Consider the following 25,234-nt stretch of genomic DNA (forward strand, 5'->3'; position numbering starts at 1 on the left):
TGAGTGTTCCGTCCGGGACGGTAGTAGTGGTAGCGCCAAACCTGTAGCATGGTCCCTTCGGAATGGCTGTCTCTAACACCTCTTTCAGAGACAATGGACTGAGACTACTGTTAAACAGAGCTGCGAACTGACCGGTGAGGGAACTACTAGATAAATATAATAAATGTCTTGGTATGCAAGATGTAAGGCGCGTATGGGTCACTCAGCTTTTTGGACACCGGTAATTTCAGAGCGGGCCCCGCCCCCTTTGCTCTCAGTCACGGTAATCTCCCACCCATGCGCGTCGGCAATTTGTTCGACGATTCTCAGGCCGAACCCAGTTCCGTCCTCATTCGTTGAGTATCCTGCCTCGAAGACCTCCTCACGCTCACTTTCGGGTATGCCGGGGCCCGTGTCCGCCACGTAGAAGCCGTCGTCCATCGATCCGACAGACACTGTCACGCCGTCACCGCCGTGTTCGACTGCGTTGCGATAGAGATTCTCGAACAGTTGCTGGAGCCGGTTCCGGTCGCCTTCGACAGACTGAGACGTCTCGATTTCGAGTACTGCCTGTTCTGTGTTCGCGGTTTGCCAGCTACTCTTGACGATGTTCGCCAGGCCAATCACTTCGGTCTCATCGATTTGCTCAGCCTCTTGTGCCAGTGTCAGCATGTCCTCGATGAGCGTGTCCATCCGGCCAAGTGCCTGTGCGACGTCGTCGATATGGTCACTCTCACACACGTCCCGAATCAGTTCCAACCGTCCTTCGGCCACGCTGAGTGGGTTCCGCAAATCGTGGCTGACTACGCTGGTGAACTCCTCCAAGCGCTCGTTCTGTGTTTGTATTTCGCGCTCTCGTTCGACCTGGTCAGTCACGTTCCGGGCAATACCCACGATCCGAATGACATCGCCATCGATAATGACTGGCGCGAGGCTTGTCTCCCAAATCCGAGCATCTTCAGCGATGTTGAGCTCTTCACGGTACGATATCGGCGCGCGCTGCTCAACGCATCGAGTGTAGTTGGCTTCGAGTTCGGCACCTCGTTCGCTGCCGAAGACCGCTTGCGGTGTTTTCCCTCGAACTTCCTCGGTTGAGATTCCGGTCTGCGTCTCATAGCCAGGACTGAGTCGGGCGAACTCGAACGCTGGATCCTCGCCAGTTGTATCCACATCGAGCATGAATACCGCGTCTCCGGATGTTTCCAGCAGCGCCTCGTATTCTTCGGCAAGCGCTCGATACTCGCGGTTTTTATTCCCGGTTAGATTTCGTCCGATACCGACTATTCCGGTCGTATTCCCATCAGCGTCGATCAACTGTGCGCCGGTGAACTCGTAGGGAAGCCGCTCGCCGTCGGCAGTGAGCAGGTTAGCTTCGACAGTGACTGGTTCACCTGAGACAGCCGTTTGGATCGCGTCGGCGATTGTCGGGCGGTCGTCTTTGGGAAACAATTCGATAGCCTGCATATCGGCCAGTTCCGAGTCGGCATACCCCGTCGTTTCCGGAACCTGGTTGTTCCACCGTCGGAGGCTGCCGTCCGTGTCGAGCACGTAGAACAGGTCATCGAGTGTGTCGAGTGCCTGCTCGATGAACCGTCGTTCCGCTGCGAGTTCCCGTTCGCGTTCTTTGCGGTCGGTGATGTCGTTGCCAGACCCGCGGAGTTTCGTTACCTCACCGTTTTCGACGACTGGAGTGATCGTGATGTCCAGAAGGCGCTCGTTGCCGTCGTCTTGCTGGAGTCGCCACCTATCGTGCAGTTCCTCGCCAGTTTCGAAGGCTCTGTCGAGTGTTTGCTGAATGCCCTCGCGGTCGTCCGGGCGGAACAGTTCGAGCGCTTCCTCAAGAGTGATTTCGAATGTGTCGGGACGCCCGATGATTCGCCGGGTGCCAGCGGTCAACAGAATCGTGTTGCTCTCTCTGTCAAACTCGAACCCGCCGGTGTCGCCTGCGAATTCTGTCAATCGCATCAATTGTTCTTGTCTGTCGGCCCGCTCGGCCTCGCCGCGGGCCCGAACGGCGTTGCGGATCCGGTTGGCCAAGAGTTCATACCGTTCGGTGCCGCTCCCCTTCTGGAGATAGTCGGTGACACCGGCAGCAATGGCGTCACTGGCGACTGTCTCGCTGCCCTCGCCGGTGAAGAGAATAAACGGGAGGTCGGGATACTCCTCTCGGACAGCCTGCAGGAATTCGATGCCATCCGTGCCGGGCATGTTGTAATCCGAGACGACGCAGTCAGGCGGGCGGTCATTAATATTCTCCAACCCCTCGTCGGCACTGGTCGCTGTCTGGACAGCGAAGCGGTCGTCCTCGCGTTCGAGAAACGTCCCTGTTAGGTCCGTGATGGAGGGGTCGTCATCGACGTGGAGAATCTGAATATCTTGATGAGAACTGAGTGGCATAATCTACAAAGTGTTACTATCATCAAAAACCTACTGTAGCAGAATCAGGACTGAAATTGGCCTTGTCGATACCGAAAAATTAATTCATATTTAAATATTCAAAATAAAAACGTTCTGATACTGACTTTACGCTCTGTATGTTACACCAATGTTCTGATCGATTCCAGACAGGTTGTCAATCGTCGCGGTATGTGTGTACGCTATACTGACCGATTGAGGGTAGTTGCGAATCGGTTGTGCGACCGTTCTATGACACCCTATCCGGCTACTCGGATCTACCTGTTCATTCCCAACGTAGGGCTATCAGAGCCTCCTCATTCAGCGTATAACGGAAGGCGTGATTGCGTGCCGTCAAGAAGTCCCGCGAGTTGCTCGAAGTCCCACTGACGAAATTCGTCGAATTCGGGAAGCGATACACTACGTTCGCGGAAGAACATCCGGTCGGCGTCGCTCTCGGCAATCGCCTTCGCCGCGTCAAACAACGCATTTGTGAACGTATTTCGAGTCACCCACAGCACGCTGTATCCATTGACGAGATAATCATACGTAGCGGCGTGGAGATCCTTCTCTTCGTTTCGATGTTGGATCTCGAAGGCGATTCCATCCCCGAACTGATCGTGCTGCGCACCGAATCGAAGAAGCACATCGGCGTGTCGGGTAGTTGGATCCGTTGGAGTATGTGAGACATCGAGCTTCCCTTCCATGCAGAAAAAGAGCGATTCTTGGTTGGGAAGATGCAAATCGTGTAGTGCACGGAACACCAGGTGCTTCCACCGACGATGTTCCTCTGACTCGCCGCTACACTTCCGGCTGTCGGGGTAATGCACGAAGTGACGAAGCCGATCCGTCTGCGGCCCACCTCTGACGAACATCTCTTCCTCGCACTTCGGACAGATAACTGTAGTTCCGTCTGATACCCATCCCGGAAAAACGATAGTTCCTCGAAAACGGCCAACAAAAGGCATTATTGGCTCCAACGTTACTAACCAATGTCAATTTATCGACGATATTGTAGTCTCTGCTATGCTCAACGTTACCGTACGTTTGCTCAAGTGGACTACTGTCCTTCGACGACTTACCAGGGGAGATCACGTCACTTGAGTTGTCTATGTAGACCGGAGCGTATACACATGCAGCTGCGAACCACCGGTGATCAATCGCCACCAATTGTGACAGGGAATCATCTCTGTACACGTCTATCTGTCAGGGAAAGGATCATCATCTGTCCGGGATACCGTTTTTGTATGAGTACGGATCGACTGCGCAGTATCGTACCAATGTTTGGCGGTGCAACACGATACGTTACAACGCTGAATGCGATTCTTCAGTTTGTCGAGGCACATCATCCGACGTCGGATGAGCTCGTCGGATGGCATCGTGGAACGTTTTCGAACGTATCCAGTCGGCAGTCGATCATGCGGCGGGTCAGCTATCTTCAACAGGTCGGCTTCTTGCACCAGGTGGGTGAACAGTGGGTACTGGGAGATGCTGGTCAGGAATATATGGCACAGGGAGAGATAGCGACACTGCTCCGTATAATGTGTGATCGGAACGTTGGGCTACGGAGTCTCCTGTATGCGTTGTCTGCTGGATCAATGACACTCGAGACGGTAAGTGAACAGCAGTTGGACACGCATCCTGAGTTAGGGTGGAGTCGTGGAGAGACCGACATGGCGAGACAGCGAGTGAACTGGTTGCGGAGCATGGATCTCGTCGAGGAGCGCTCGGACATGTTCGCATTGACGGACGAGGGGCGATCGTTCGTGGAGAGTGCGGTTGCGGAATGGAGTGATTCGGACTGGAAACCGTCGATGATCGACGACGAACTGAGTGCTGGGACGTACACGACGACAATTCACGCCCGTGCGGTTGATCCTGAGTTCCGTGCGACAGTGATTTCTCGGTATGACCGAACATGCCCGGTCTCAGGTGTTGACCACCCGGGGCTACTGGACGTCGCGCACGTGTTAGCGTGGAGTGAGCACCCAGATCACCGGGCGGATCTAACGAACGTCTTACCGCTGAGTAAGACACATCACGCAGCGTTCGACCGTGAACTGTTCACGATCGACTGCGACTATCGGTTGCGCGTGAACCCGTCCTTCGAAACGGAAAGCGATCTCTTGCAGCGAACGATTATTCAGCAGGCTGGTGAACGAGTCGCACTTCCCGAGAAGAGTCTGAGCCCCGGATATCTCGCGGAGCATAACGCGGGACTCGCATGGGTGTAGATCTACTTTTGCTCTGGAAAGTGAGAGCCGTGGTACTCTCGTTCGATTAGTTTCATCATCTGACCTTGGAGACGTCTGCTAGATCGAGGTGATAGATGACTCGATCAAGAGAGAGTAAGTAACAACACCGACGACGTCGGTAATCACTCCTCTGCCTTCGTCGAGACGATCTCCTTCGATCCGCATTCCGGGCACTGGTCGTCGGTGGCATTGAACCGCGCCTGACAGGACTGACACTGCCAGTCCGCGTTGTCGTCGGCTGCTTCCTTCGCGGTCTGTTTGAATTGCTCGACCTGTCGCCCGACACTTTCGAAGAATCCCATCGGTTGTTTTCTATTAGCCGGCCGAACGGGATAAGCGTTCATCGGGTGTCGGCCGGTAGTTTCGCACGGGTATCTAGTCCGAGGAGTTCCAAAACGGCAGTGATGGCCCAGATCGTGTCCCCGTTCTCGTCGAAAATACTGATCGGGGCAAGCGCCATCTCAATGCGGCGCTGGTTTCGATTGTGGCGTTCCTCATCGAACAACGACTCCTGGCGAAGGCTCGTACGAATACGAGACAGAATCGGTTCCGTTGCGGCAGGTTGGGGAATCTGATCATTCACCTCAATGACGATCGCGGTACTGGCAAGCAGGTCACTCCCCTCCCACGGTGCCAAGACGAACGGTGGGGTCCGGGTTTGGAAAATCGATGGCCTGTCGCACGTTGAGACCGCTGAGATCGGTACGATCGGAGTCGCTCTCGACGCAGCCCACGGGGTTTTGTTCGACCGGTTGCGACACTCGCTAGCGGTGTCAACGACAGTAACTGTGGCTCCGGTAGCGGCTCACTCAGTTTTCACACTGAGCAATATAGGGTATCGCATGCTGGACTGGACGTCGATGAATATCGGATCATAGCCGGTATGAGCCATCACACGGCGTCAAAACGGTAGCTAGACGCCAGTGCGATAGTCACGTGGTGTTCATAATCGGCATTTTGCACCGCAAGAGCGGTGCTGAAAGGGGTTTGTGAGGGTGAACTAGGACGGATGTCGTGACGAAGTCGTGCTGACGCGATAGCCAGGCCGTGGAGTAAAGCGCATCTCGCGCCTGTTTCTGGCTGTTTCGGACGCTTGGGGTGTCTGCTTGGAGCCGTCGTCGTCGTCGAACATCCCCGAAATCGCACGAGGGGATCCGATTATGAGGCTATGGGTGCCTGTATATCGACGTCGTTGAGCACATGGTGGTACGTCCATTCGAGCGATAGCCGCCCGCTCCAGGCGTTTCTTCGTCGCTCCCCGACTGGGGAGTGGCGTTCGAGCGCCCGTCCTAGTTGGCTTGCAATTGCGGCTGTATCAGTAATTAGCGGTCCGTTGGAACAGATAGGATCGATCTGAAACGCTACATATTCGGTTTAGACTCCAAATAAAGCGATTTCTTGCCCTGAATCTGATTATGATGTATGGGCCGAAGTAGGGATCTGACCTGCCGTCGACGAGGGCTCACGAGCTCCGCCTCCCCCATGAGACCGGCGTCTCGCTGACCACCCGCGAGCACGAAACCGAGTACAAGGAAGTGACGATGGCCGATCTGATGACTGAATGTAACTATCTGAATCCGGACGTCGAAGTGATCGCCGAGATCAACACCGCGGCCAGTTTCGAGACGTTCGCCGAGTTGCTGAAACCAGGTGAACTACCGGTTTGTACCGGCATCAACGGTGTCGAGATCGGGTTCGTCAAACTCGAGTGCTTCTGCAACAGCCGTTGGTAGCTCTGGACGCGGGGCCGATTCGTGGCGTTCGATTTTCTCGGTCTTACGCGTGTTCTCGTAGAGGGCGCGAGCGACCGGGAGCCCCCGGAGATACTTGTAATCGTGAAGGACCTCGACACCTCTCTCTGTGAACCCGTAGAACTGCGAGGGGAGATCGCGTTTGTCTTGACTGGGTTCGTACGTATAGCGTGCAAGGAGCCCGGCGTCGCTCAGTGTCTCAAGCTGGTCTTTGATGGCCGCTTGGCTCTTGCCAGTCATGTATTCGAGTTCAGCGAGCGACATGAGGTGTGCAGGATGGCCCAGCAGCTCCTGGATGATGAGGTGGCGCGTCTCTTGGGACAGCAGCTTGAACAGTCGCTGCTGCTCCGCGAACGGCCCCGCATCGGCCGCGCCAGTGTGGGTTTCGCTCATACATATCCGTACGAGGAGCGAGGCAATAACAGTTAGGGTGATCCAAGTTGGTTATTCTTGAAAATACCAAAGTGATTCAGAAGAGACATAGTGGTGTGGTTCGAACCAGCAGCCAATGACTGATCCCAGCCCCCCGCCTGACGCTGCGAACATTATGGCAGTGGTCCACGAAGCGGTCGGCGGTATCGAACTCGAACCAGCGGAAAAGCGTGAGATCTGGCAGTTCGCCCAACATGAACTGCCGTATCTCTGGAGCCAGCGAACATCGTATTTTATTCTCGGCAGCTATCGTGATCCCTACATCCGCCGTCTCCGTGCTGTGCAGAACGAACTCACCAAGCAACTCGGCGCGTACCCGTTCATTATGGGGGATCTCCTGGAGCTGCCAACTGAGCGGCTCAATACGTTCGATATCATGTTCTCTTTGTTGGCAACCTACAGCGACTACATCGTTGGTGTCTTCGAAAAGGAAGGCGGGGGTGAAGCACCGGAATTAGGCGAGATCGATGACCCGCCGTATTTCGACAAATCGTACGTGTTTCCACGCGACTACGCGTGGGTGACTGACGCAAATCTCACATCGAAACATCACGTCACTCAAGCTGCGCTCGAAATTGCGTTCACGGATGAGTTGAAGCAAGATGAGGTCCATTCGAAGATCGACGCGCTCGTCGACCGCGCACAAGAGTCTGGGATCGACGTTACTGAAAAAGAGGTCTGGGATGTTATCGACGACCGAGCGGTGGAGGGAGACGAACCTGCGAAGTACAGTTGGGTCCATCTGAACAAGTTCCGCAAATTCGAATTACACGCCCAGTGCTTTCCATGGTCTGCTGAGGAGGAACTCCGAACTGCAGTTTCCGAGCTTCCGTCGCCGACACCACGCCCGGAGTGGGAAGCGCGTAACGAACCGTGAACTACCCCACCCTACTTACTGTGTCTATCGGTCGTAGCCAACAGTTCAGTAGCGAAACGCCACTATTTTTTCGCATGCGAACTGACCACATATACACACACACGTGGCAGAATTACTAATTCTCGTGGGATTGCTGGTGGCGGTGTTCGTCGGGTACAATATCGGCGGGTCATCAACCGGTGTTGCCTTCGGTCCGGCAGTCGGCAGTCGGGCCGTTAGAAAAGTCACCGCCGGAGCCCTGTTTACCGTGTTCGCGTTCCTCGGAGCGTGGACGATTGGGCGGAAGGTCATCACGACGATGAGTACCGAAATCGTCGATGCAACAGCCTTTACACCCGAAGCGAGCGTCGGCGTCCTCTTTTTTACCGGGCTCGCACTCCTGATCTCGAACGTCTACGGTGTCCCGGCGTCAACCTCGATGACAGCCGTCGCAGCAATCGTCGGACTTGGATTAGCAACGGGGACGCTCAACACTGCCCTGATGTTCACCATCCTGTCGGCATGGATCGTTGCCCCACTGATCGCTGTCTTTACAGGTGCGTTTATCGGCAGATATCTGTACCCGCACCTCGACGCCAAATTCGAATTTGGTCGCCTCACGAACCCGTTGATCGCAATCGATACCCAGGGGAGGCTCCCACGGCTATCGGTCAACGATAACGTGGCACCTCGGGATCTGATCGGGTCGGCGCTTGTAGTGGTAATTGCCTGCTATATGGGGTTCAGCGCCGGAGCCTCGAACGCGGCGAACGCAGTCGCCCCGCTCGTCGGCAACGGTTCCCTCGACCCCAGCCCGGCGATTCTCCTCGCAGTCGGGGCCATCAGCGTGGGTGGCTTCACAATTGCCCGGCGGACGCTGGCGACCGTTGGCAACGATATTACTGAGATGCCGATTCTGGCAGCGCTCATTGTTTCGACCGTGGGTGCGACGATCATCACCGTCCTCTCGTGGCTCGGAATTCCAGCTAGTCTCGCCGTGAGTACGACCAGTTGTATCATTGGGCTCGGGTGGGGCCGTGCAAGCCGACAGCGGACGCTCGCAGAAATAGTCACACAGTCCCCTGCCGATGAATCCGCTCCAAAGTTTACGACTGGTGCACTCAAACTTCACCCAGTTGAAGGCAACAAGGGGGTCGCTGCGGGCCCGACTGTGGGCGAACTCGCTGAAGGCGAGACTCCTCACCCGGATAGGCAGCAGGCATCCGGGGATGATGTGTCTAGTATCGGTGAAAAAGACCCGGGGGAACTGTCCGCCGAAGGCCTGTTCCACCACGCAGCGGCAGCTCGCGTCGTAACACTCTGGGTGATCACGCCGATGATGTCCCTCGTGGGGGCCTATGCCTTGTTTTTACTTCTCGGCTAAGAGAATACCTCGTCTGTCCATCGGCCTCAGTCGTGGGTAAACAACCTCGGGCGCGGGGCGGTGTTAACTTAGCCATTGATTCCACCAGACGGCGTGAGCTTGTAGCCATGATTCTGCGGTGTCTGGATCAACGTGGCTGAAGCAGTTTGAAAACGAAGATGTTCGTCGTTCTACCTCACGAAAGACACGTTCGACGGCGTTTCGAAAGTCGTGTTGCTGGACGCGGTAGCTGAGATTTTCTCGTCGAAGGCCGGCGATGAGGTCATCTGCGTCATCGACGAGAAACACGGCGTCTGTGACGGCGTGTTTCTCGGTCAGTTCAGTGAGAAACTCTCGTGCAATCGGCACCGTATACGTTGGGAACAGTCGTGAATGGAGAATTTTGTTGGATTCAGGATCAACCGCGGTGTACAGCCAGTATTGCTCGTCGTTGATCCGGATCGATTTTTGATCGACCGCAACTCGATCCAGATTCTCACCGCCGCTCGGCTGTAAATCCGCTTTTTGAACCCAGTTGTGAACCGCAGTGCGACTGCGTTTGACACCCGACTCCTCAAGTAACACAACTGTATTCGAGAGTGATAGGCCCGCAAGATGGTGGCGAATACCCTTTTTAATGAGCTGCGGGGGTGTCCTCTCACGCTGCACAAACTCCAAGTCGATCCAGTCTGTAGATTCGTTGAGGCGGTCGGTTTCGGCCATGAACATCCGAATCTTCGACCGCCTCGTTCCTAACTTAACACGACCGCGAGGGGCGCTGTTAATCTTTTGTGAGTGTATGTCTGGAAGGCATCGAGAGGGTGACGCCTCGGTACAGAGGTGATGGGCTTTCGTCTATGGAGGGCCATAGGTAAGATATGCCGCTGGACGAAATCGCACTGACAATGGGGAAGATCGGCGCGGGGGAATGAGAGCTCCACATTGAGGACGGCGAGACGGTTCGCGCCTTCTTCGATGAGGTCGAGGTGAGCAAAGAGAGCGTATTCCACGCCGAGGGCCGGAACGAAGACCAAGCGATGCTGTACGAACTGACGACCGGGAAGCAGCCCGGCGGCCCCGTCCGTCTGCGTCGACGGGCACTCGATGAGGAGTGGGAGGAGGCCGGGGAGGTCGTCGAGAGCATCGACCGGGACTGAACGACGGGCGTTGGTCCGGCTGCAGACCCCACCGACTGCCCGCCGTCCTAGAGCGGCTCGACCCGCAACGGAAGTCGCTGGGGGTAGCTACCTACATGCCGCCTGACCTGCCCATACGAAACGAACTCGGGGAAGGAATGCTCGGGTGATTACTCATACGATGGAACGACCACCAAAGTTCATATCGAGGCGTCATGTTTCTTCGAGTCAATGGAGTCCGATCACAGATCATCGACGTCAAAGAACCGCGGCACGCAGGTAGACTATGTGCAATCGATCGCTTAGCTCTCGCTGGGGGGCGGTTGCCGTTAGCACAGTTGTGCTTCTCGTCGCCTCAGTTCTGCCATCTCCTCTCAGACGTCATCCGGGATGGAAGTGGGTGGGTCCCGACAAACTCCTGCATCTCATCGGCCATGCAGGCTATGTGGTGGCCCTGGCAAACGCAATCAGCGCTGGTCGACGTACTGACGGAGGGGCCGCCGTCCTTGCAGTGTGTATCTCAACAACGCACAGCCTCGTCACGGGTCGGCTTCAGAAGCGGGTTCCTGGACGAGCGTTCGAGCCGATAGACGTCCTTGCTAGCTTGGTCGGTGCAATCCTCGCCGCTATTGGCTGGTACGCTGTGAACGAGACGTCGACTGACGAATGTCAGTGAGGAGGGCACAGCAGTCAGGATGACTGGGATGGATGTGCCCGTCCGAGGAGCAACACGTCGCCGTCGAGCACTATCACCGTATCGGTCGCAAGAGCTCGAACCTCGACTAGACAGGATAGTCAGTTGATGTATAAAAGGGGATCCGGGTGCGCGTTCGGTGTCGGTTCCCCTCTCGTATGCTCGCATCTCTAACCAGCGTTCTCCCCTCGTTAGTCAACTCGCGAACTCCACCGACCCGGCGGATGAAGCCCAGGGCATCCAGCCACTCCCGGTGCCGGCCTGCCGGTCCCGAAGTAGACGCTTCGCTTCCTCGAACTATTACAGCAATATTGATCTTCGGAGTGATCCCTGCCTGTTGATCGAGAGGTCCCGTGCGCTGTGGCCGTGCGCTTTGCCGCCCCACTACGTAGTGCTCCGAGGTTGTTGGGTTTGTGTACGGCCCCGGCGGGCATAACTCCGAAGAAGGCGGAGTGGAAGTTGACGCGATTCAGGCCCGTCCCCAGAAGTCGTAGAGTTCTGGTGTGCGAACAAATCGCTCTGCGATTTGTTAACGCCCTGTTCGGGGCTCGGTTCCACCAAAGCGTCGGAACAGTCTCGCCTCACGGGAAGGGCGGGACCCTCTCGCTGTTAAAGATAGTGTCAACTGGACCACCCAGTTCGTCCCGAATCCGTGAAACGTAGTCGACGAAGTCGTGAGCTATCAGGCCACCCGAATCCTCAAGGAGGCAGTATGCAACTTCAGAGTATGGAGACGTACGACGTTGCGATCGTCGGTGGTGGCTGTATCGGGTGCTCAGTCGCGTACTATCTGGCGCGAGACTCGGCGTTAGACATCTGCGTCATCGAAAAAGAACACCACCTAGCGGAACACCAGAGCGGCCGAAACTCCGGCGTCCTTCATCCTGGATTCAATTACCCACCCGGATCGTTGAAAGCCCAGTTCGCCTCTGAAGGCACTCGACGAATGAAGGAGTACTTTGATACCAACGATCTGCCCCTCGATGAACTCGGCGTACTGGTCGTCGCAACCGACCACGAAGAACGACGACGTCTCACTGAGATCCAGCACCAGGCCACCGAAAACGGCGTCGAGACCGACCTTCTCGAAAGCCAGGCTGCGATTCGAGAGCACGAACCGCATGCCGTCGGGGAGGCCGCCCTCTACTGTCCCGAAGCCGCATCGGTTGACTCACAGAAATACGTCTACTCGCTCGCTGGTGATGCGGAAAATGCGGGCGTGGACTTCTTTAGCGGCTACGAAGTCGAGACGATCGAGACTAACGACAGCACCCATCAGATCCGAACCTCAAACGGGACGATTACCAGTTCGTACCTAGTCAATACGGCGGGCCTGTACGCGGATACACTTGCTCATCAGATGGGGGTCGGACAGGAGTACAGGATCGTTCCTTTCCGTGGTGAGTATTACGAACTCGTCCCGGAGAAGCGCCACCTCGTACAATCAATGATCTATCCGACGCCTGATCCGGATCTTCCCTTCTTGGGCGTACACTACACCCGGCGGACCGACGATAAAGTTATTATCGGACCGAACGCCGTCCTCGCGTTCGGCCGTGAGGCGTATGCGAACACGCAGTTCGATCTCTCCGAAGTCCTCGACGTGCTTGGCTACAGCGGATTCTGGAAACTGTTCACGTCTCTCAAGATGATCAACGTCGGGATTACTGAACTGAACAAGTCATACCGGAAGACGGCATTCGTCGATGCAGCACAGAAACTGGTGCCCGAAGTCGAACCCGATGATTTCCGAAAAAGCTACGCAGGCATCCGGGCCCAAATCGTCCGTAGTGACGGGACACTCGTCAAAGATCCGCTGTTTAAGCACGGCTCACGGTCCACCCACGTGCTCAACGTCGTGTCGCCAGGACTGACGTCCTCTTTGCCCTTCGGCGACCATCTTGCGAGTGAGGTTCTCAGTCGGTTCGAATGAGTGAGGTGTCGCGTGCTGGGTCGTACAGAACGTATCCAGTCCGATACCGATATCCTCTCGACTGACGATATCGCCGGTCGTCGCGCCCCCTTCACCGGGTGATGTAACTCGCTTAATTAAACACGATGGCGGTATATCCCGACGATCAATACGATGGTCAGGAGAGTAAAGAGCCCGAAGCCAGCGCCCCAAACTGTTACAACGTCGAACTCGACAAGTATCCAAGCCCCAGCAAGTACGTACGCGCCGACAAACATCGCGAGAACGTAGAGCAAACGCCTCTCGATCACGTTAATCCGCTCTTCGATTGGAACGTCGTCCATATTTGGGAACACTATTGCGAAAACAAATATGCTAGGTACTGGAACAATCATTCGCCCGTGGCATCCAGGCGATACAGGACGACTGGGTGAACTACCGCGTCCTTCTCATCCGATGACCCAGTTCCGTTACGACAATGGGAACTTGATTCGAAGACATACTGTCATACGTGCGAACGTTTCGTGTGGTTGTCCTGAAGCGTTCCACCGAGATCATCAAGTATGTCGTAATCTGGATAAGTCAGAGGTCATATAGCGATTCACCACGCCTCCCGGTTTCCGTGGTCATTCGAAGAAAAGGTCTGTCCCTGGTGGTTCCTCTGCCTCATCCGGGAGCTCATCGAACCATCCGATATCCGCTGGCTGTTTTTCAGCAGGAACATCTATCATAGAAAGACTAGACTGCTGACTGCTGTCTTGGGGCGATGCACTGAAGACAACAAAATGACGAGTTGCCGTTTCTCCCGTCTCTTCAGCCGTCAACTCTATTCGCCAGATTCCTTCGACACTCTCCAACTCGATCTCCAAGCCAGTACTCTCAGCAATCCATTCTTTTACAGCAACACCGTAGGGTTCGTCTGTTCTAACGGCCTTACTGGGAATCTTCCATGCACAATCGTCTTCGACACGCATGAGAAGAACCGATCCATCTGAACGCCTGATACCCGTGGGTGCCAAATCATCCATCTCGGAAACTGTTTCGACAATTTCCTGTTCTACGGTGTCGGTATCTACATGAACTGGAACATCGAGTTCTGTGAATCTATCTGGAGTAGCAATCTGATCTATCGACGTATGAGGGCTTTCAGGGCACATTGTTCTATCAAAACCCGATAAAAGCCGAGACTACATGTGAGGACAAAAAATTTACGTATTTATTTAATATGATTTTTGCACAACAGTATCCGACAATCAAACAATCTCAGGGGTGATGAACTCAGAACATATTCGATATTGCTCTCACAGCTCCGTGAAGACGCGATTGCGCGGATGGAAGCCGGTAACATTGAGATGGTCGCTGACGACGCCGTCAACGTCCGTACAGAAACGTCTGAAACCACCACGGACATTCGCGAAGTCGGGTGCGCGTCTCGGGGCTGTTGGCGCTCCACCAGCGAGTCGTAAGCAGTTGCCTGTGGTATCCGCACTGCCCGGGCAGCTCCGAACGGCCAGCGCCCTGTACAGTCTCCCCCGGCACGACAGCGACAGGGTGTTCACTGTAGACGCCTGAGATGTGATGTCCCAGTTATACTTCGGGGCGTCGAATCATCTGACTGATGGCGACGAGAGTACGCTCGTGGTCGACGGGTACGACGACCTGAGCAGGTTCACATACTCGAACTGCCGGACGGCACCACACAGTCGGTGGGAAAGCAGGTGAACTACCCCTGCCTACTCAGCCGCTGGCGCGGCTTCCTTGAGGCAGGGGCTTCCTGTTTCTACGACGCGACTTGCAGACACAGACTCTCGCTGAGTCGGGTCCACAGCGGTCGCAGTCTCCACAGGCGTTGACGAGAGCGGGGCTCTCGTTCGCACACCAGAATCGCCGTGCGATTCTGAGGACGTTGCTTTGGAGTGAACCACTCCTAGTTTCGACAAGCCACGCGATTTCACGTTCAAAGCGGCGTTCCAATCCCTATCAAGTTCGAACCCACAGGACGGACACGAGTGCTCACGCACCCACAACGGCTTCTCTGTTTCTACTCCGCATGACGCGCACTCCTTCGTCGTTCCTCGTGGATTGACCTCGACGGAGTGCGTGCCGTGCTTGTCACAGTGGTGTTCGAGAATCGCTCTGAAATCACTCCAACCTACTTCAGCCTTGTTCCGAGCGTTTCCATCGGCTTCGAGCATCAATTTCACATTGAGGTTTTCGACAAACACGGCGTCGTACTCTGTCGCATAGAAGTGCGCGAGTTTGTGCTTGTAATCGCGCTTCTTGTTCGATATACGAGCGTGAACCTCTGCGACGCGGCGGCGCTGCTTCTCCCAGTTGGTCGACTCGTACTGTTTGCGAGAGAGCGAGCGCTGCTCGCGTTCGAGTCGCTCGCGCTCATCCGACAAGTCAAGACGGTCGATAGACCGTCCGTCGGAGTCGTGGATGAAGTTGAGTACGCCGAGGTCGAGGCCCACGGTGTCTTCGGAATCGATGTCTTCTTGCGCTGGGTTCTCTGGTTCGTCCGTGCTGATGCAGAACGAGGCGTACCACGCTCCCGTTGGCTCTTTCTTCACTGTGACTTCCTTGATCGCGTCATGCTCTGGAAGGTCACGATGTAGTCGGATTGGAACCTCTAGAGTTTGACCGCGGACTTTTTTGAGTCGGAGGATTGTTCGGTCTCGTGGGCCACTCTTTTTGTCGAGTGTGAAGCCCGATTGCCGATACGTGAAACTCCGATACTCACGCGGCGCTTTCCAGTTCAGCGAGCCAACATCGTATCCCTTGGCTTTCAGTTTACCGAGATTCTTAATGTTGGTTCGAATGCGTTCGACAGCTTTCTGCAACACAGTGGAGTAGACCTGTTGTATGTCGGTCCACCGTTGCTTAAGTTGTGGCAGAGTGTCGCGGACCTGCCAGACGCGCTGTCGAAGCGTGCCTTCGTCTTCTGGTATCGTGTTGAATTCGTGGAGCGAGTGGTTGTACACTTGTCGCACGATGTCACGAGTCCAGTCAAGACTCTCCCGCTGTTCGGTCGAGGGAAATAGTCTGTATTTTGGACTGTACTCCATGCGACGTGTCCCCTGCTAGTGGTTGTGGTTTGTTAAAAATTTTGATTAGAGTGGTTGAGAATCGTGCGGGTGCTGTATCCCCGCCCTACTGTGCTCCTCACTCGCTTCGCTCGTTGCGGTGCTCCTTGAGGACTGGGGCTTAGCGCCCTATTCTTCAGCTAAGCCGTCCACGACGAGGTCCGCCACCGCCCGGGAGAGGTAGCTACCGACATGACCGGTCTTCGTGGCGGACTCGGAGATGGTGTCGACGCGTTCGACGGTGGTGAGGACATCGAGAACTTCCGCAAACTGTCAGGGAGGTCCACATCAGCAGGCTTATTTTATTTGTTCGTCGAACTGTATTGTGATACGTAGTTCAATATGACGAGCGAACTGATTCCACTGGTGGCAGCGATTATCGCCATCGGGGTTATTGCGCAGTTGCTTGCCGATCGCTTCGAGGTGCCCAGCATCGTGTTTCTGCTGGTCGCGGGGGTTATACTGGGTCCGGAGGGTCTCGGATTCATCACGCCGAACACCTTCGAATCGCTCCCGGCTATCGTCGGTCTCTCGGTTGCCATTATCGTTTTCGAGGGGGCGTTCCACCTCCGAATAGAGAATCTCCGCCAGGCGACGACGGAGAGCCTCCGCCTCGTCTCGATCGGGGCAGCCATCTCCTTGCTGGGAACGGCACTTGTCGTTCGGTTCGCCCTCGGTGCCGACTGGCTAGTGTCCTTTCTCATCGGCTCACTGTTGGTCGCGACCGGTCCGACCGTCATCACACCGATCATGCAGGTCGTTCCTGTCCGTGATCGGGTGGCGACGGCGCTGGAGACGGAAGGCATCGTCAACGACGTGACGGCGGCCATTCTCGCCGTCGTAGTGTTCAAGATTATGCAACTTGAGGAGCCGACGGTGAGTGCGTTCCTCCAACTGTTCATCGAGCGGATCGGGACCGGCGTCGGTGTGGGCGTTATCGTGGCCGTCATTATCTGGGTCGTTCTCCGATACATCGATCTCTCGCCGGGCGATGCACCACGAAACGCTCGTCTGGTCGTTCTTGCCGGCGCTCTTGTTGCGTTCGGGGCCGCCGATACCGTCGCCAGTGAGGCCGGAGTCGCTGCCGTCGCGACGGCCGGGATCATCCTCGGCAACACGGAGATCCCGTACGAGGAGGAGATAGCCGATTTCAAGGGCGACATCACACTTATCGTACTCTCGTTCGTCTTTATCGCGCTGGCGGCGTTACTCGAGTTTAGCGATCTGCTCTCGCTTGGTGTCGGTGGACTCATCGTCGCCGCCGCTGTTATCTTGCTCATCCGGCCGCTGGACGTGCTCATTTCGACGCATGGGGGCGGATTCAGCACCTCCGAGCGGTTGTTCGTCAGTTTCGTCGGACCGCGTGGTATTATTCCAGCATCAGTCGCGACGCTGTTTGCGGTCGAACTGCAGGCGGCCGGCCAGACCGAGGCCGCAACTCTGCTCGTTGGCACCGTCTTCCTTGTCATCTTTTCTACTGTTGTCATAGAGGGCGGATTCGCTCGTCAGATCGCGGAATACCTTGACGTGATACCAATGCGTGTACTCATCATCGGCAGCGGGCGGGTCGGCCGCGAAGTTGCCACTCGACTGGAGGACAGGGGAGAGAACGTCGTCTTGATCGAAAACGACGAAGCAGCCGTCCAGCGGGCACGTAGTGAGGGGCTTACGGTGCGCATTGGTGACGGAACCAATGTTGAAGCGCTCCGTTCGGCCGGTATCGAGAACGCCAAGACCATTATCGCCGCAACCGGCGACGACAAGGTGAATCTATTCATCGGTCAGCAAGCGACCACGAACTTCGACGTCGATCGGGTGGTCTGTCGGGCGAACGACCCGGACAATCTCGAAGCTTTCGAGGATCTCGGCGTCGAGACGATCTCGTCGACGCACGCGACGGCGCAGGCTATCGACGATTCGATCGAGCGTCCTGCAATGGCCCGGTGGGTCGATATGCTCGGCGAGGAAGGCGACGTCCAGGAGGTAACGCTCCAAAACGAGGAGTTCGTCGGCCAACCGCTCAACGAGGTTGGGCCCGAACTGCCGGGGCGCTGTCTCATCACCCTGATCACGCACGGCGAAGATACGTTCGTTCCGGAGGCGACTTACACCCTCCAGCCGGACGACCATCTTACGCTCGTCGGTGAACGCGATGCCGTCCAGTCGGCAGTGTCGCTGGTCCGCGGAGAGCGAGCAGGCGTCCCCTGACTTGCCAGTTCAGGAGGTAGGTCGATCGATTCTACAGCAGCTATTTCGACAGGTTTTGGATACAAGGTTTCAGAGACCACTTCTCAAGGTGTTTGAATTCAGGCCTTTGGGGAATAATCACCTAGTCAGTACGTTTGCGTATCAAACGATGGTGGTATATTGAGATTGGACTCACTGAGATAGTTCCCTGCAAATCCCATCTCTGGATTCTCCATGTGAATTTGTAGCAAGGATTCAAAAGGTTCGCTCACGAACGGGACGACATGGTCGACAATCAATTGGACAACCTCGACCGTCGTATCCTCCACATGTTACAGCTCGATGCTCGTGGTGCCAGTGACACAGATATTGCTGAGAAAACCGACGTAACCGGGACGACTATCAACAATCGCATCAACGAACTTGAGGAGCAAGGAGTCATTGTCGGATATAATCCGGAAATCAATTATGAGGAGGCAGGCTACCCGATGAACGTCCTGTTTATCTGTTCGACTGATCTTTCCCGACGGTCGGAGATGGCCGAGAGAGCACTCGACGTGCGGGGGGTCGTCAATGTCAGGGAGATGTTGTCCGGTGAACAAAACCTTCACATCGAAGTCGTAGCCGAAGCAACTTCGGACATCAAGCAAAGCACCAAACAGTTAGATGAACTCGGTCTACGCGTTATTAGTAGTAACATCTTGGCGGAGGAGCATATCCAGCCCTGGAACCACTTCCACCAGGAGATGACGGGCGAGCGCGATAGGCTCTCGGAAAGCGAATCTACAGAGTAATAGCGTGTGCCAGTAGGAGTCCATTAGTTGGACTACTGAAGCTATCCCGTACCGCTTGACTGCCACTCCGCATTTTGCTTGAATAAGTCAATCGCTTACCCCGATCCGTTTAGAAATATCAATAGTGTAAAATTACAGTTAACGAGACATTATACCGCTTCGGACGTACCAATAGATGATGGCAGCACTGAATACATCACGACTGAACGAGACCTTCGATATAATGACACATCCGCACCGGCGATACGTGTTGTATCATCTGCGAACCCAGGCCGGGGAAGTTAGCATCGAGGCGCTTGCAGCCGCAATCGCCAATTGGGACGAGGCACACTCAGGGAAGGAAAAGCCTCTCAGTACCGACGATATCAAAACAATGCTGCATCACAACCACATCCCGAAGCTTGCGGACGCCGGCTTGATCACTGTTGGGCCTGCCATGGATTCCATTGGCCTCGCAGGAACGGACGGACTTGACCGTTTTCTCGTCGACGCGGCCCCTATTGACGGACCCGACCAGGTCACCGCTGACGACTGACCGACAGTACCTGGATTGAGTACAATCCATTATGCTCTAGCTATTGTCCATACTGACCGATCCTGATTGGTCGAAGACAGGTCTGTGAACTATTGAATGACACCCTTATCCCAAAACGAACTGCCCAATCACTGCTAGCTACTGCCGGGACCAATGGTAACACAGCCATGCAGGCCCAATTATACTTATGACTCTGTCCGCCGATTACCGCGCAGGGTTCCGCACACAGACCGAGGAAGTGGTGAACGCCCAGCTACCCGTCGAAGGATCGTTCCCGGACTGGCTCCGGGGCGACCTCATCGGGAACGGCCCCGGCCAGTTTGAGGCCGGTGAGACGCAGTTGCGTCACTGGTTTGATCCGCTGGCGATGCTTCGCCGGTTCCGAATCGACGACGGGGCGGTGACGTACGCGAACCGGTTTATCAGAAGTCGAGATTACGAGTATGCGGCGGGCGGTGGTGGCGTCCGGACCCCGTTCCCCGGCACGCCACCGGACCGTCCTGTTTGGACGCGACTCGCACAGGCCCTCGGCGGGACCTTCCCGGACAATCCGGTCATCGGCATTCAGCAGTTTGGCGAGGACGTTGCGGCGGTGACGGAGTCGCCAACCGCGCTGTTGTTCGACCCCGACACTCTAGAAACGACGGGGCGAACGGACCTCACTGCGGGCCTCGATAGTGATCTCACGCTCGCTCACGTTCATTACGATCATGACGAAGCGGCGTTTTTCAACCTCGGCGTCTCATACGGCCGGGACACGACGTACACGCTGTTCCGCCGGCCAGCCAACGGTGGAGCGCCAACCCCGCTGACGCGACTCCGCTTCGACGAGGCACCGTATATCCACTCGTTCGCGCTGACTGAGCAGTACGCCGTCGTCACGGTGAACGCGTTCGGTCTCGACATCGCGAGACTACTCCGTGGTGCGGTTACGCGAGAGACGTTCCTGGATGCGTTCCAGGCGCTGGACGCACCTACGCGGTTCATCGTTCTCGACCGCCAGACGGGCGAACACGAGACGACAGTTACTGCCCCGCCCGCGTTTGTCTACCACCACGCGAATGCGTACGAGCGTGATGACGAACTCGTGGTCGACCTGGTGGCCTTCGAGGACGAACGGGCAGTCACCGGGCTAGCACTGTCGAACCTCCGGAGCGAGGATCCCGACCTGCCGGTGGGCGACCTCTACCGATATCGGCTCCCGCTGTCCGGCGGTGAAGCGGATCGGGAATGCCTCCACCGGGGTCCCGTCGAGTTCCCGATGGTGAACTACCGGCAGGTGAACGGTGAGCGACACCGATACGTCTATCTCGCGGAGACGGATACCGGATCGAGTCTCCCGACGGACCTCACGAAGGTCGACGTCGAGAGCGGGACTGTTCGGCGGTGGCGCGAATCGGGAACTCACCCGGGAGAGCCGGTGTTCGTGTCAGCGCCGGACTCCGCGGCCGAGGACGATGGCGTCCTCCTCTCGATAGTTCTGAATCCGGAGGCCGATCGGTCCGAGTTGGTCTGTCTCGATGCTGAAACGCTCAGAGAGTGTGGTCGTGCTCGCCTTCCTCACCGCCTCCCATACGGGTTCCACGGCCAGTTCTATGGCCCGTCGTCGCCGGGTCAAAGCATGGCCTGACCCGCCCGCCCGGGATCAGCTACCCATCGTCAAATCGGTGGCTTCCGCGCTGGCGCCGCTCTCGAGCGTCTCTTCTCTCTCCCTGCGATTGATGCTGTTCCTGAGTACGAACCAAGGGATTTATGTTTTGGACTGGCCTGTTGTATTTCGGTTATGAACGATATACGTACGGGTCTGAGCTACGGCGACGTATTGCTCGTGCCACAGCGCTCGCAGGTCGACAGTCGGAGCGATGTCGACATCTCGACGCATCTGACGCCCAGTATCGAACTCGATACCCCGCTTGTATCTGCCGCGATGGACACCGTCACCGAGGCTGACCTCGCTATCGCGCTCGGCAAGGCCGGCGGTGTCGGGACGATTCACCGTTTCCTTACCGTCGAAGATCAGGCCGAGGAGGTGGCGGCAGTCGCCGACGCCGGGGTTCCGGCCACGGCTGCGGTGGGTATCGATGAGGACTATCTCGCCCGGACAGCCGCCCTTGTGGACGCTGGTGTCGACGCTGTCGTCGTGGACGTAGCCCACGGCCACATGGAACTGACACTCGACGCAGTCTCGGACCTCCGCGAGGCGTACCCGGACCTCGATATCGTCGCCGGTAATATCGCGACTCCGGCGGGTGTCGAGGACCTCGCGGCAGTCGGAGCCGATTGTGTGAAGGTCGGCATCGGCCCGGGATCACACTGTACGACACGGAAAGTCGCCGGGGCGGGCGTCCCGCAGTTGACTGCTGTCGACGACTGTGCCGATGCGGCGGCGGATCTCGATGTAACGATCTGTGCTGACGGCGGTATCCGGACCTCCGGCGACGCGGTCAAGGCGCTGATGGCTGGGGCGGATACAGTAATGATGGGCAGTCTCTTCGCAGGGACGGCCGAAGCCCCCGGCGATGTGGTGGAGGCCGACGGGATGCGCTACAAGCGCTCACGCGGGATGGCGACGACGGCGGCCGCCGAAGAGCGCTCGGATAAGCCAGCGGACGTAACTACGGACGAAGGCGTCGAAGGGCTGACCCCATACAAAGGAGCCGTTGCAGATGTCGTGGGGGAGTTCTGTGCAGGTATCCGCTCAGGGCTGTCCTACTGTGGTGGCCACGATATCGAAGCGGCTCGCGAGAAAGCAACGTTCATCGGCGTCGCAGCCAGCGCCAAGAAGCGTGAAGGTGCCCACTCCGACAGCGAGTGGGAGACAGTCAGCGTCGATAGCACGACACACGCCGAAGCCAACGCGGACGACTGATTCGATTCGCCCCGAAGTCGAACCACGGTGATTCAGAGCGAAGACAGTGGGGACGTTCACGTCTCCGGATCGAGTCGGAGTATGATGTCGTCTTGCTCCGTCGGCTCAGCCCTTCCGCCCCGATTCGAGGTCAGCAGGTAGATTGCTCCCTCCGGCCCCTGAGCAACGTGGCGGATACGACCGTACTCTTCGACCAGTAGCTCGTGTCGAACCGCGAGATACCGATCATCGTACCAGTCCTCGCCGTAGACGGCAGTCGCGTCGTCCGGTGGCTCGGTTTCCTGGTCCAACAGGGTGAGGACGTGCAACTGCCTCGACCGGAGGCCACCGAACAGAAACCGGTTCCGGAGGTATGGGAGGGCATCGTCACCGTACCAGGACCCTCCTGAGGGTGCCCAGGTTACCTCGGTTCCGGAGGATGCGATCGGCGGCGCGAACTCCGGGGTCTCCCCGTAGGCGCCGTACTCGGAATCGTCAGGCCCGCCGCGGGCTGTCGGCCAGCCGTAGTTGTTGCCCGGCGAGAGGAGTTGCACCTCGTCCCGTGCATCGGGTCCGTGCTCGGTTGCGATCGGCGTTCCGTCGGGTAGCCAGTCGAGTCCCTGCATGTTCCGGTGGCCATGGGTGACCACGCGGGGATCGGCGTCCGGCGGCGCTTCGTCACTGCCCCTCGGCTCGCCGTCCTCCGACACTCGCAGGAGTGTCCCGACGGGTGTATCCGGATTCTGGGCCTGATCCGGTTCGTGTGTATCTCCTCGCGTAATCCACAGCAGACCGTCCGGCCCGAAACGGATTCGGCCGCCGTTATGATACCCTTCCCCCGGAAGGCCATCGACGATGATCTCGACGTCATCTTGAGTGGTTGCATCGTACCGGGCGACCCTGTCGACCCGTTCCTCCAGCATGGCAGTATAAAAAACGTAGACGTAGGCCGGCTCCGGATACTCGGGGTGAACGGCGATTCCGAGCGTTCCTCCTTCACTGTCAGTAACTACTCCGGGAAGGTCGATCTGGTCGGTGTCGATCTCGGATTCGTCCGTTGGCGAATCGCCGGAGAGGACCTCTATGGTCGTGTGCCGTATACGTCCCGATCGTTCGGTGAAGAACACGTCACCGGTGGGTGCAAACGCGATATCCCACGGCAGTTCGAGGTTCGAGACTGCGACGACCTCCTCGAAAGACGCTTCGAGTGGGGAGCCCTCCACCTCCATATCTGCGGGGTCGGTTTCGTCTTCGCCAGTCTCGGTCTCGTTGGTCGGTTCGTCTGTTGGTCCGTCTTCCTCCGGCGTGCCATCAGTATCGTTGGTGTCGTTAGTGTCATCTGTGTCGTCGCCGTCGCTGTCGAGACACCCGGCCAGTGTCATACCACTCGCTCCCGCCAGCGTGAGCACTGACCGACGTGTATGATGATCTACCATTGCTATATACTCAGGTCGTTTGACAGCAAGTACTCATGGGGTGTTCACGATGTGGTTCTTCCAGCAACAAACGCTCTGAGAAGTCCACCGCCTATCGAGCTACAACCGGTCAGCAGGTAGTTTTCTCGAATCGATACCTTTTTTGAATCTGTCAGTAGCGTTTGGATGTGAACAACGCCGACCGACGGATCCAGTTCTGGGCACTCTATCTGACACGGTTTGCCGAGGGATTCGGTTTTGTCACTCTCTTGACGTTGTTGCCGACGTACATCAACACGCTCAATCCCGAAGCAACCACTATCCTTGGAATCACCGTTTCTGCTGGTGTTATTATCGGGATGTATACGACCGGATTTACGCTGGCCCAGACCGTGGCGGTAATCCCGCTCGCGTGGGCCGGTGATCGGTTCGATAAGCGGACAATCCTGTTGCTCGTGCTCGGAGTCGGCGCCGGGGTGTACGCGCTGTTCCCGCTCGTCGACTCCTCGGCCTCGTTCATCGGGATCCGCGCCCTCCAGGGTGTTGTGGTCACTGGTACCGGGCTGATGTCGCTCTCGCTGGTCGGGCAGGTAGCCGACGTGGGCACTCGCGCAGACAAGATCGGCAAGGCAAACGCCGCTTCGTTCGCCGCCTCGATCGTCGGGTCGCTGTCAGCCGGGGCCATCTACGACGAGGTCGGTTTCGGTCCGATCTTCACGATTATCACGGTAATGATGATCCTCGCATGGGTCGTGCTCTGGTGGTTTCTCGACGACGATCCCACTCGTGTCAAGGGGTTCCCGTTCTCTGATCTTGCGGTCAACCGCAAGCTCCTCACGATCACGAGCTTTCGGTTCCAGTATGCGTTCGCGGTAACGATGGTCAGGACGTGGGTGCCGATCTACGCGGGAACAGCCGTCGCGGGTGGCGGCCTCGCGGTCGGTGCGACCGCTGTCGCCGTCACCGTCACCGCCGAGAAGGCGACAAATATGGTCGGTCAACTGTTTACCGGGCGACTCTCCGACCGCGTCGGCCGTTCGCTGTTCGTCTTTGCTGGCGGGGGCGCGTACGGAGTGATCGCGATCTGCATCCCCTTCTCACGAGCCATTGGCGACGTCCTCGGTGCAAGCGCTACGGTACCGTTGCTCGGGACGCTCCCACCGGCGTACCTGCCGCTTGTCGCGTTCTCGGGACTGCTCGGCGTCGCAGATTCGTTTCGTGAGCCCGCCAGCATGGCGCTGTTTGCGGATGAGGGCACCGACGAAGGCGGTGTTGCCTCTAGTTTCGGGATCCGCGAACTCGTCTGGCGGCCCGGCTCCGTCGCCGGCCCCCTCATCGCCGGGTGGTTGATGATCGAAGTAAGCATGGGCTCGGTCTTTTATGTCGGTGGAGCCTTCGCCGTGACCGGCGTACTCGCGTTCGGTGGCATTCTGGTGTACGATTACGGAACACGCGCACTCACTGCGTGGTGACCGGTCTCGGGACGTGAGTTCGGCTCACGCTGTTAGACGTGCACTTCTGAAACGATCTCACGACAAGATGTCGTGAGAAGACCTCGTCGAACCAAAGTGCTATACTCGCAACATCGAATGGAATC

General features: G+C 57.1%; 23 protein-coding genes and 1 pseudogene. 14 read left to right on the forward strand and 10 right to left on the reverse strand.

Going from position 1 to position 25,234, the window contains the following annotated elements; translation table 11 throughout:
- Positions 1–198: 198 nt before the first annotated feature.
- Complete coding sequence (locus tag ACFQL3_RS00195) at positions 199–2,376, reverse strand: PAS domain S-box protein (RefSeq protein WP_377050303.1); 2,178 nt, start codon at positions 2,374–2,376, stop codon at positions 199–201.
- Between the two features lie 314 nt (positions 2,377–2,690).
- The gene (locus tag ACFQL3_RS00200; RefSeq protein WP_377050305.1) at positions 2,691–3,341 is read right to left on the reverse strand and encodes a hypothetical protein; all 651 of its coding nucleotides are present in this window, start codon (positions 3,339–3,341) and stop codon (positions 2,691–2,693) included.
- Positions 3,342–4,046: 705 nt separating this feature from the next.
- Here ACFQL3_RS00200 and ACFQL3_RS00205 point away from each other — a divergent pair.
- Positions 4,047–4,607, forward strand: a complete 561-nt coding sequence (locus ACFQL3_RS00205) for an HNH endonuclease (RefSeq protein WP_377050307.1) — start codon at positions 4,047–4,049, stop codon at positions 4,605–4,607.
- A 143-nt stretch (positions 4,608–4,750) separates the two neighbouring features.
- Here ACFQL3_RS00205 and ACFQL3_RS00210 read toward each other — a convergent pair whose 3' ends face one another.
- Positions 4,751–4,930: a hypothetical protein gene (locus tag ACFQL3_RS00210; RefSeq protein ID WP_377050309.1), complete on the reverse strand. Its 180-nt coding sequence runs from the start codon at positions 4,928–4,930 to the stop codon at positions 4,751–4,753.
- A 38-nt stretch (positions 4,931–4,968) separates the two neighbouring features.
- Positions 4,969–5,265, reverse strand: a complete 297-nt coding sequence (locus ACFQL3_RS00215; protein WP_377050311.1) for a hypothetical protein — start codon at positions 5,263–5,265, stop codon at positions 4,969–4,971.
- 810 nt (positions 5,266–6,075) lie between these two features.
- On the opposite strand from ACFQL3_RS00215, the pseudogene ACFQL3_RS00220 reads away from it, so the two are divergent.
- A pseudogene (locus tag ACFQL3_RS00220) lies at positions 6,076–6,280 on the forward strand (hypothetical protein); the annotation flags it as partial.
- A gap of 3 nt (positions 6,281–6,283) precedes the next feature.
- Here ACFQL3_RS00220 and ACFQL3_RS00225 read toward each other — a convergent pair.
- Positions 6,284–6,772 carry an ArsR family transcriptional regulator gene (locus ACFQL3_RS00225; RefSeq protein WP_377050313.1) on the reverse strand — a complete coding sequence of 163 codons (489 nt, stop codon included), beginning with the start codon at positions 6,770–6,772 and terminating at the stop codon, positions 6,284–6,286.
- A 115-nt stretch (positions 6,773–6,887) separates the two neighbouring features.
- On the opposite strand from ACFQL3_RS00225, the gene ACFQL3_RS00230 reads away from it, so the two are divergent.
- Entirely contained in the window at positions 6,888–7,688 is an 801-nt protein-coding gene (locus ACFQL3_RS00230) for a hypothetical protein (protein WP_377050315.1), read from the forward strand.
- Between the two features lie 103 nt (positions 7,689–7,791).
- Positions 7,792–9,051 (forward strand): inorganic phosphate transporter, encoded by a 1,260-nt coding sequence (locus tag ACFQL3_RS00235; protein ID WP_377050317.1) that lies wholly within the window; start codon positions 7,792–7,794, stop codon positions 9,049–9,051.
- A gap of 63 nt (positions 9,052–9,114) precedes the next feature.
- On the opposite strand, the gene ACFQL3_RS00240 is transcribed toward ACFQL3_RS00235, so the two are convergent.
- A complete protein-coding gene (locus tag ACFQL3_RS00240) occupies positions 9,115–9,753 on the reverse strand; it encodes an IS6 family transposase (RefSeq protein ID WP_377050319.1) in 639 nt (212 codons plus the stop codon).
- A 263-nt stretch (positions 9,754–10,016) separates the two neighbouring features.
- Between ACFQL3_RS00240 and ACFQL3_RS00245 the strand changes: the two genes are divergently transcribed.
- The 3 genes from ACFQL3_RS00245 to lhgO all read left to right on the forward strand — a co-directional run bounded on the left by ACFQL3_RS00245 (position 10,017) and on the right by lhgO (position 12,793).
- Positions 10,017–10,187, forward strand: coding sequence for a hypothetical protein (locus ACFQL3_RS00245; RefSeq protein WP_377050321.1), 171 nt, complete (start codon positions 10,017–10,019; stop codon positions 10,185–10,187).
- A 379-nt stretch (positions 10,188–10,566) separates the two neighbouring features.
- On the forward strand, positions 10,567–10,842 hold the full coding sequence (locus ACFQL3_RS00250) for a VanZ family protein (protein ID WP_377050323.1): 276 nt from the start codon (positions 10,567–10,569) through the stop codon (positions 10,840–10,842).
- 730 nt (positions 10,843–11,572) lie between these two features.
- A complete protein-coding gene (gene lhgO, locus ACFQL3_RS00255) occupies positions 11,573–12,793 on the forward strand; it encodes an L-2-hydroxyglutarate oxidase (RefSeq protein ID WP_377050325.1) in 1,221 nt (406 codons plus the stop codon).
- Positions 12,794–12,909: 116 nt separating this feature from the next.
- Here lhgO and ACFQL3_RS00260 read toward each other — a convergent pair whose 3' ends face one another.
- Positions 12,910–13,116: a hypothetical protein gene (locus ACFQL3_RS00260; protein ID WP_377050327.1), complete on the reverse strand. Its 207-nt coding sequence runs from the start codon at positions 13,114–13,116 to the stop codon at positions 12,910–12,912.
- Positions 13,117–13,398: 282 nt separating this feature from the next.
- Positions 13,399–13,929 carry a hypothetical protein gene (locus ACFQL3_RS00265; RefSeq protein WP_377050329.1) on the reverse strand — a complete coding sequence of 177 codons (531 nt, stop codon included), beginning with the start codon at positions 13,927–13,929 and terminating at the stop codon, positions 13,399–13,401.
- A 75-nt stretch (positions 13,930–14,004) separates the two neighbouring features.
- Here ACFQL3_RS00265 and ACFQL3_RS00270 point away from each other — a divergent pair, with 75 nt between their 5' ends.
- Positions 14,005–14,238: a heavy metal-binding domain-containing protein gene (locus ACFQL3_RS00270; protein WP_377050331.1), complete on the forward strand. Its 234-nt coding sequence runs from the start codon at positions 14,005–14,007 to the stop codon at positions 14,236–14,238.
- A 267-nt stretch (positions 14,239–14,505) separates the two neighbouring features.
- Here the strand turns inward: ACFQL3_RS00270 and ACFQL3_RS00275 are convergent, their stop codons facing one another.
- On the reverse strand, positions 14,506–15,840 hold the full coding sequence (locus ACFQL3_RS00275; RefSeq protein ID WP_377050333.1) for an RNA-guided endonuclease InsQ/TnpB family protein: 1,335 nt from the start codon (positions 15,838–15,840) through the stop codon (positions 14,506–14,508).
- Positions 15,841–16,200: 360 nt separating this feature from the next.
- On the opposite strand from ACFQL3_RS00275, the gene ACFQL3_RS00280 reads away from it, so the two are divergent.
- The 5 genes from ACFQL3_RS00280 (at position 16,201) to ACFQL3_RS00300 (ending at position 22,243) form a co-directional block, all read left to right on the forward strand.
- A complete protein-coding gene (locus tag ACFQL3_RS00280) occupies positions 16,201–18,066 on the forward strand; it encodes a cation:proton antiporter (protein WP_377050335.1) in 1,866 nt (621 codons plus the stop codon).
- A gap of 263 nt (positions 18,067–18,329) precedes the next feature.
- Positions 18,330–18,839 (forward strand): Lrp/AsnC family transcriptional regulator, encoded by a 510-nt coding sequence (locus ACFQL3_RS00285; protein ID WP_377050337.1) that lies wholly within the window; start codon positions 18,330–18,332, stop codon positions 18,837–18,839.
- A 175-nt stretch (positions 18,840–19,014) separates the two neighbouring features.
- On the forward strand, positions 19,015–19,374 hold the full coding sequence (locus ACFQL3_RS00290) for a DUF7344 domain-containing protein (protein ID WP_377050339.1): 360 nt from the start codon (positions 19,015–19,017) through the stop codon (positions 19,372–19,374).
- Between the two features lie 187 nt (positions 19,375–19,561).
- On the forward strand, positions 19,562–21,004 hold the full coding sequence (locus ACFQL3_RS00295; protein ID WP_377050341.1) for a carotenoid oxygenase family protein: 1,443 nt from the start codon (positions 19,562–19,564) through the stop codon (positions 21,002–21,004).
- Between the two features lie 153 nt (positions 21,005–21,157).
- A complete protein-coding gene (locus ACFQL3_RS00300; RefSeq protein ID WP_377050343.1) occupies positions 21,158–22,243 on the forward strand; it encodes a guanosine monophosphate reductase in 1,086 nt (361 codons plus the stop codon).
- 56 nt (positions 22,244–22,299) lie between these two features.
- Here ACFQL3_RS00300 and ACFQL3_RS00305 read toward each other — a convergent pair whose 3' ends face one another.
- Complete coding sequence (locus tag ACFQL3_RS00305; RefSeq protein WP_377050345.1) at positions 22,300–23,604, reverse strand: PQQ-dependent sugar dehydrogenase; 1,305 nt, start codon at positions 23,602–23,604, stop codon at positions 22,300–22,302.
- A 221-nt stretch (positions 23,605–23,825) separates the two neighbouring features.
- Between ACFQL3_RS00305 and ACFQL3_RS00310 the strand changes: the two genes are divergently transcribed.
- Positions 23,826–25,109 (forward strand): MFS transporter, encoded by a 1,284-nt coding sequence (locus tag ACFQL3_RS00310; RefSeq protein ID WP_377050347.1) that lies wholly within the window; start codon positions 23,826–23,828, stop codon positions 25,107–25,109.
- The last annotated feature ends 125 nt before the right edge of the window (positions 25,110–25,234 follow it).

It is taken from the genome of Natronoarchaeum sp. GCM10025321 (assembly GCF_042663585.1).
GTDB lineage: Archaea > Halobacteriota > Halobacteria > Halobacteriales > Natronoarchaeaceae > Natranaeroarchaeum.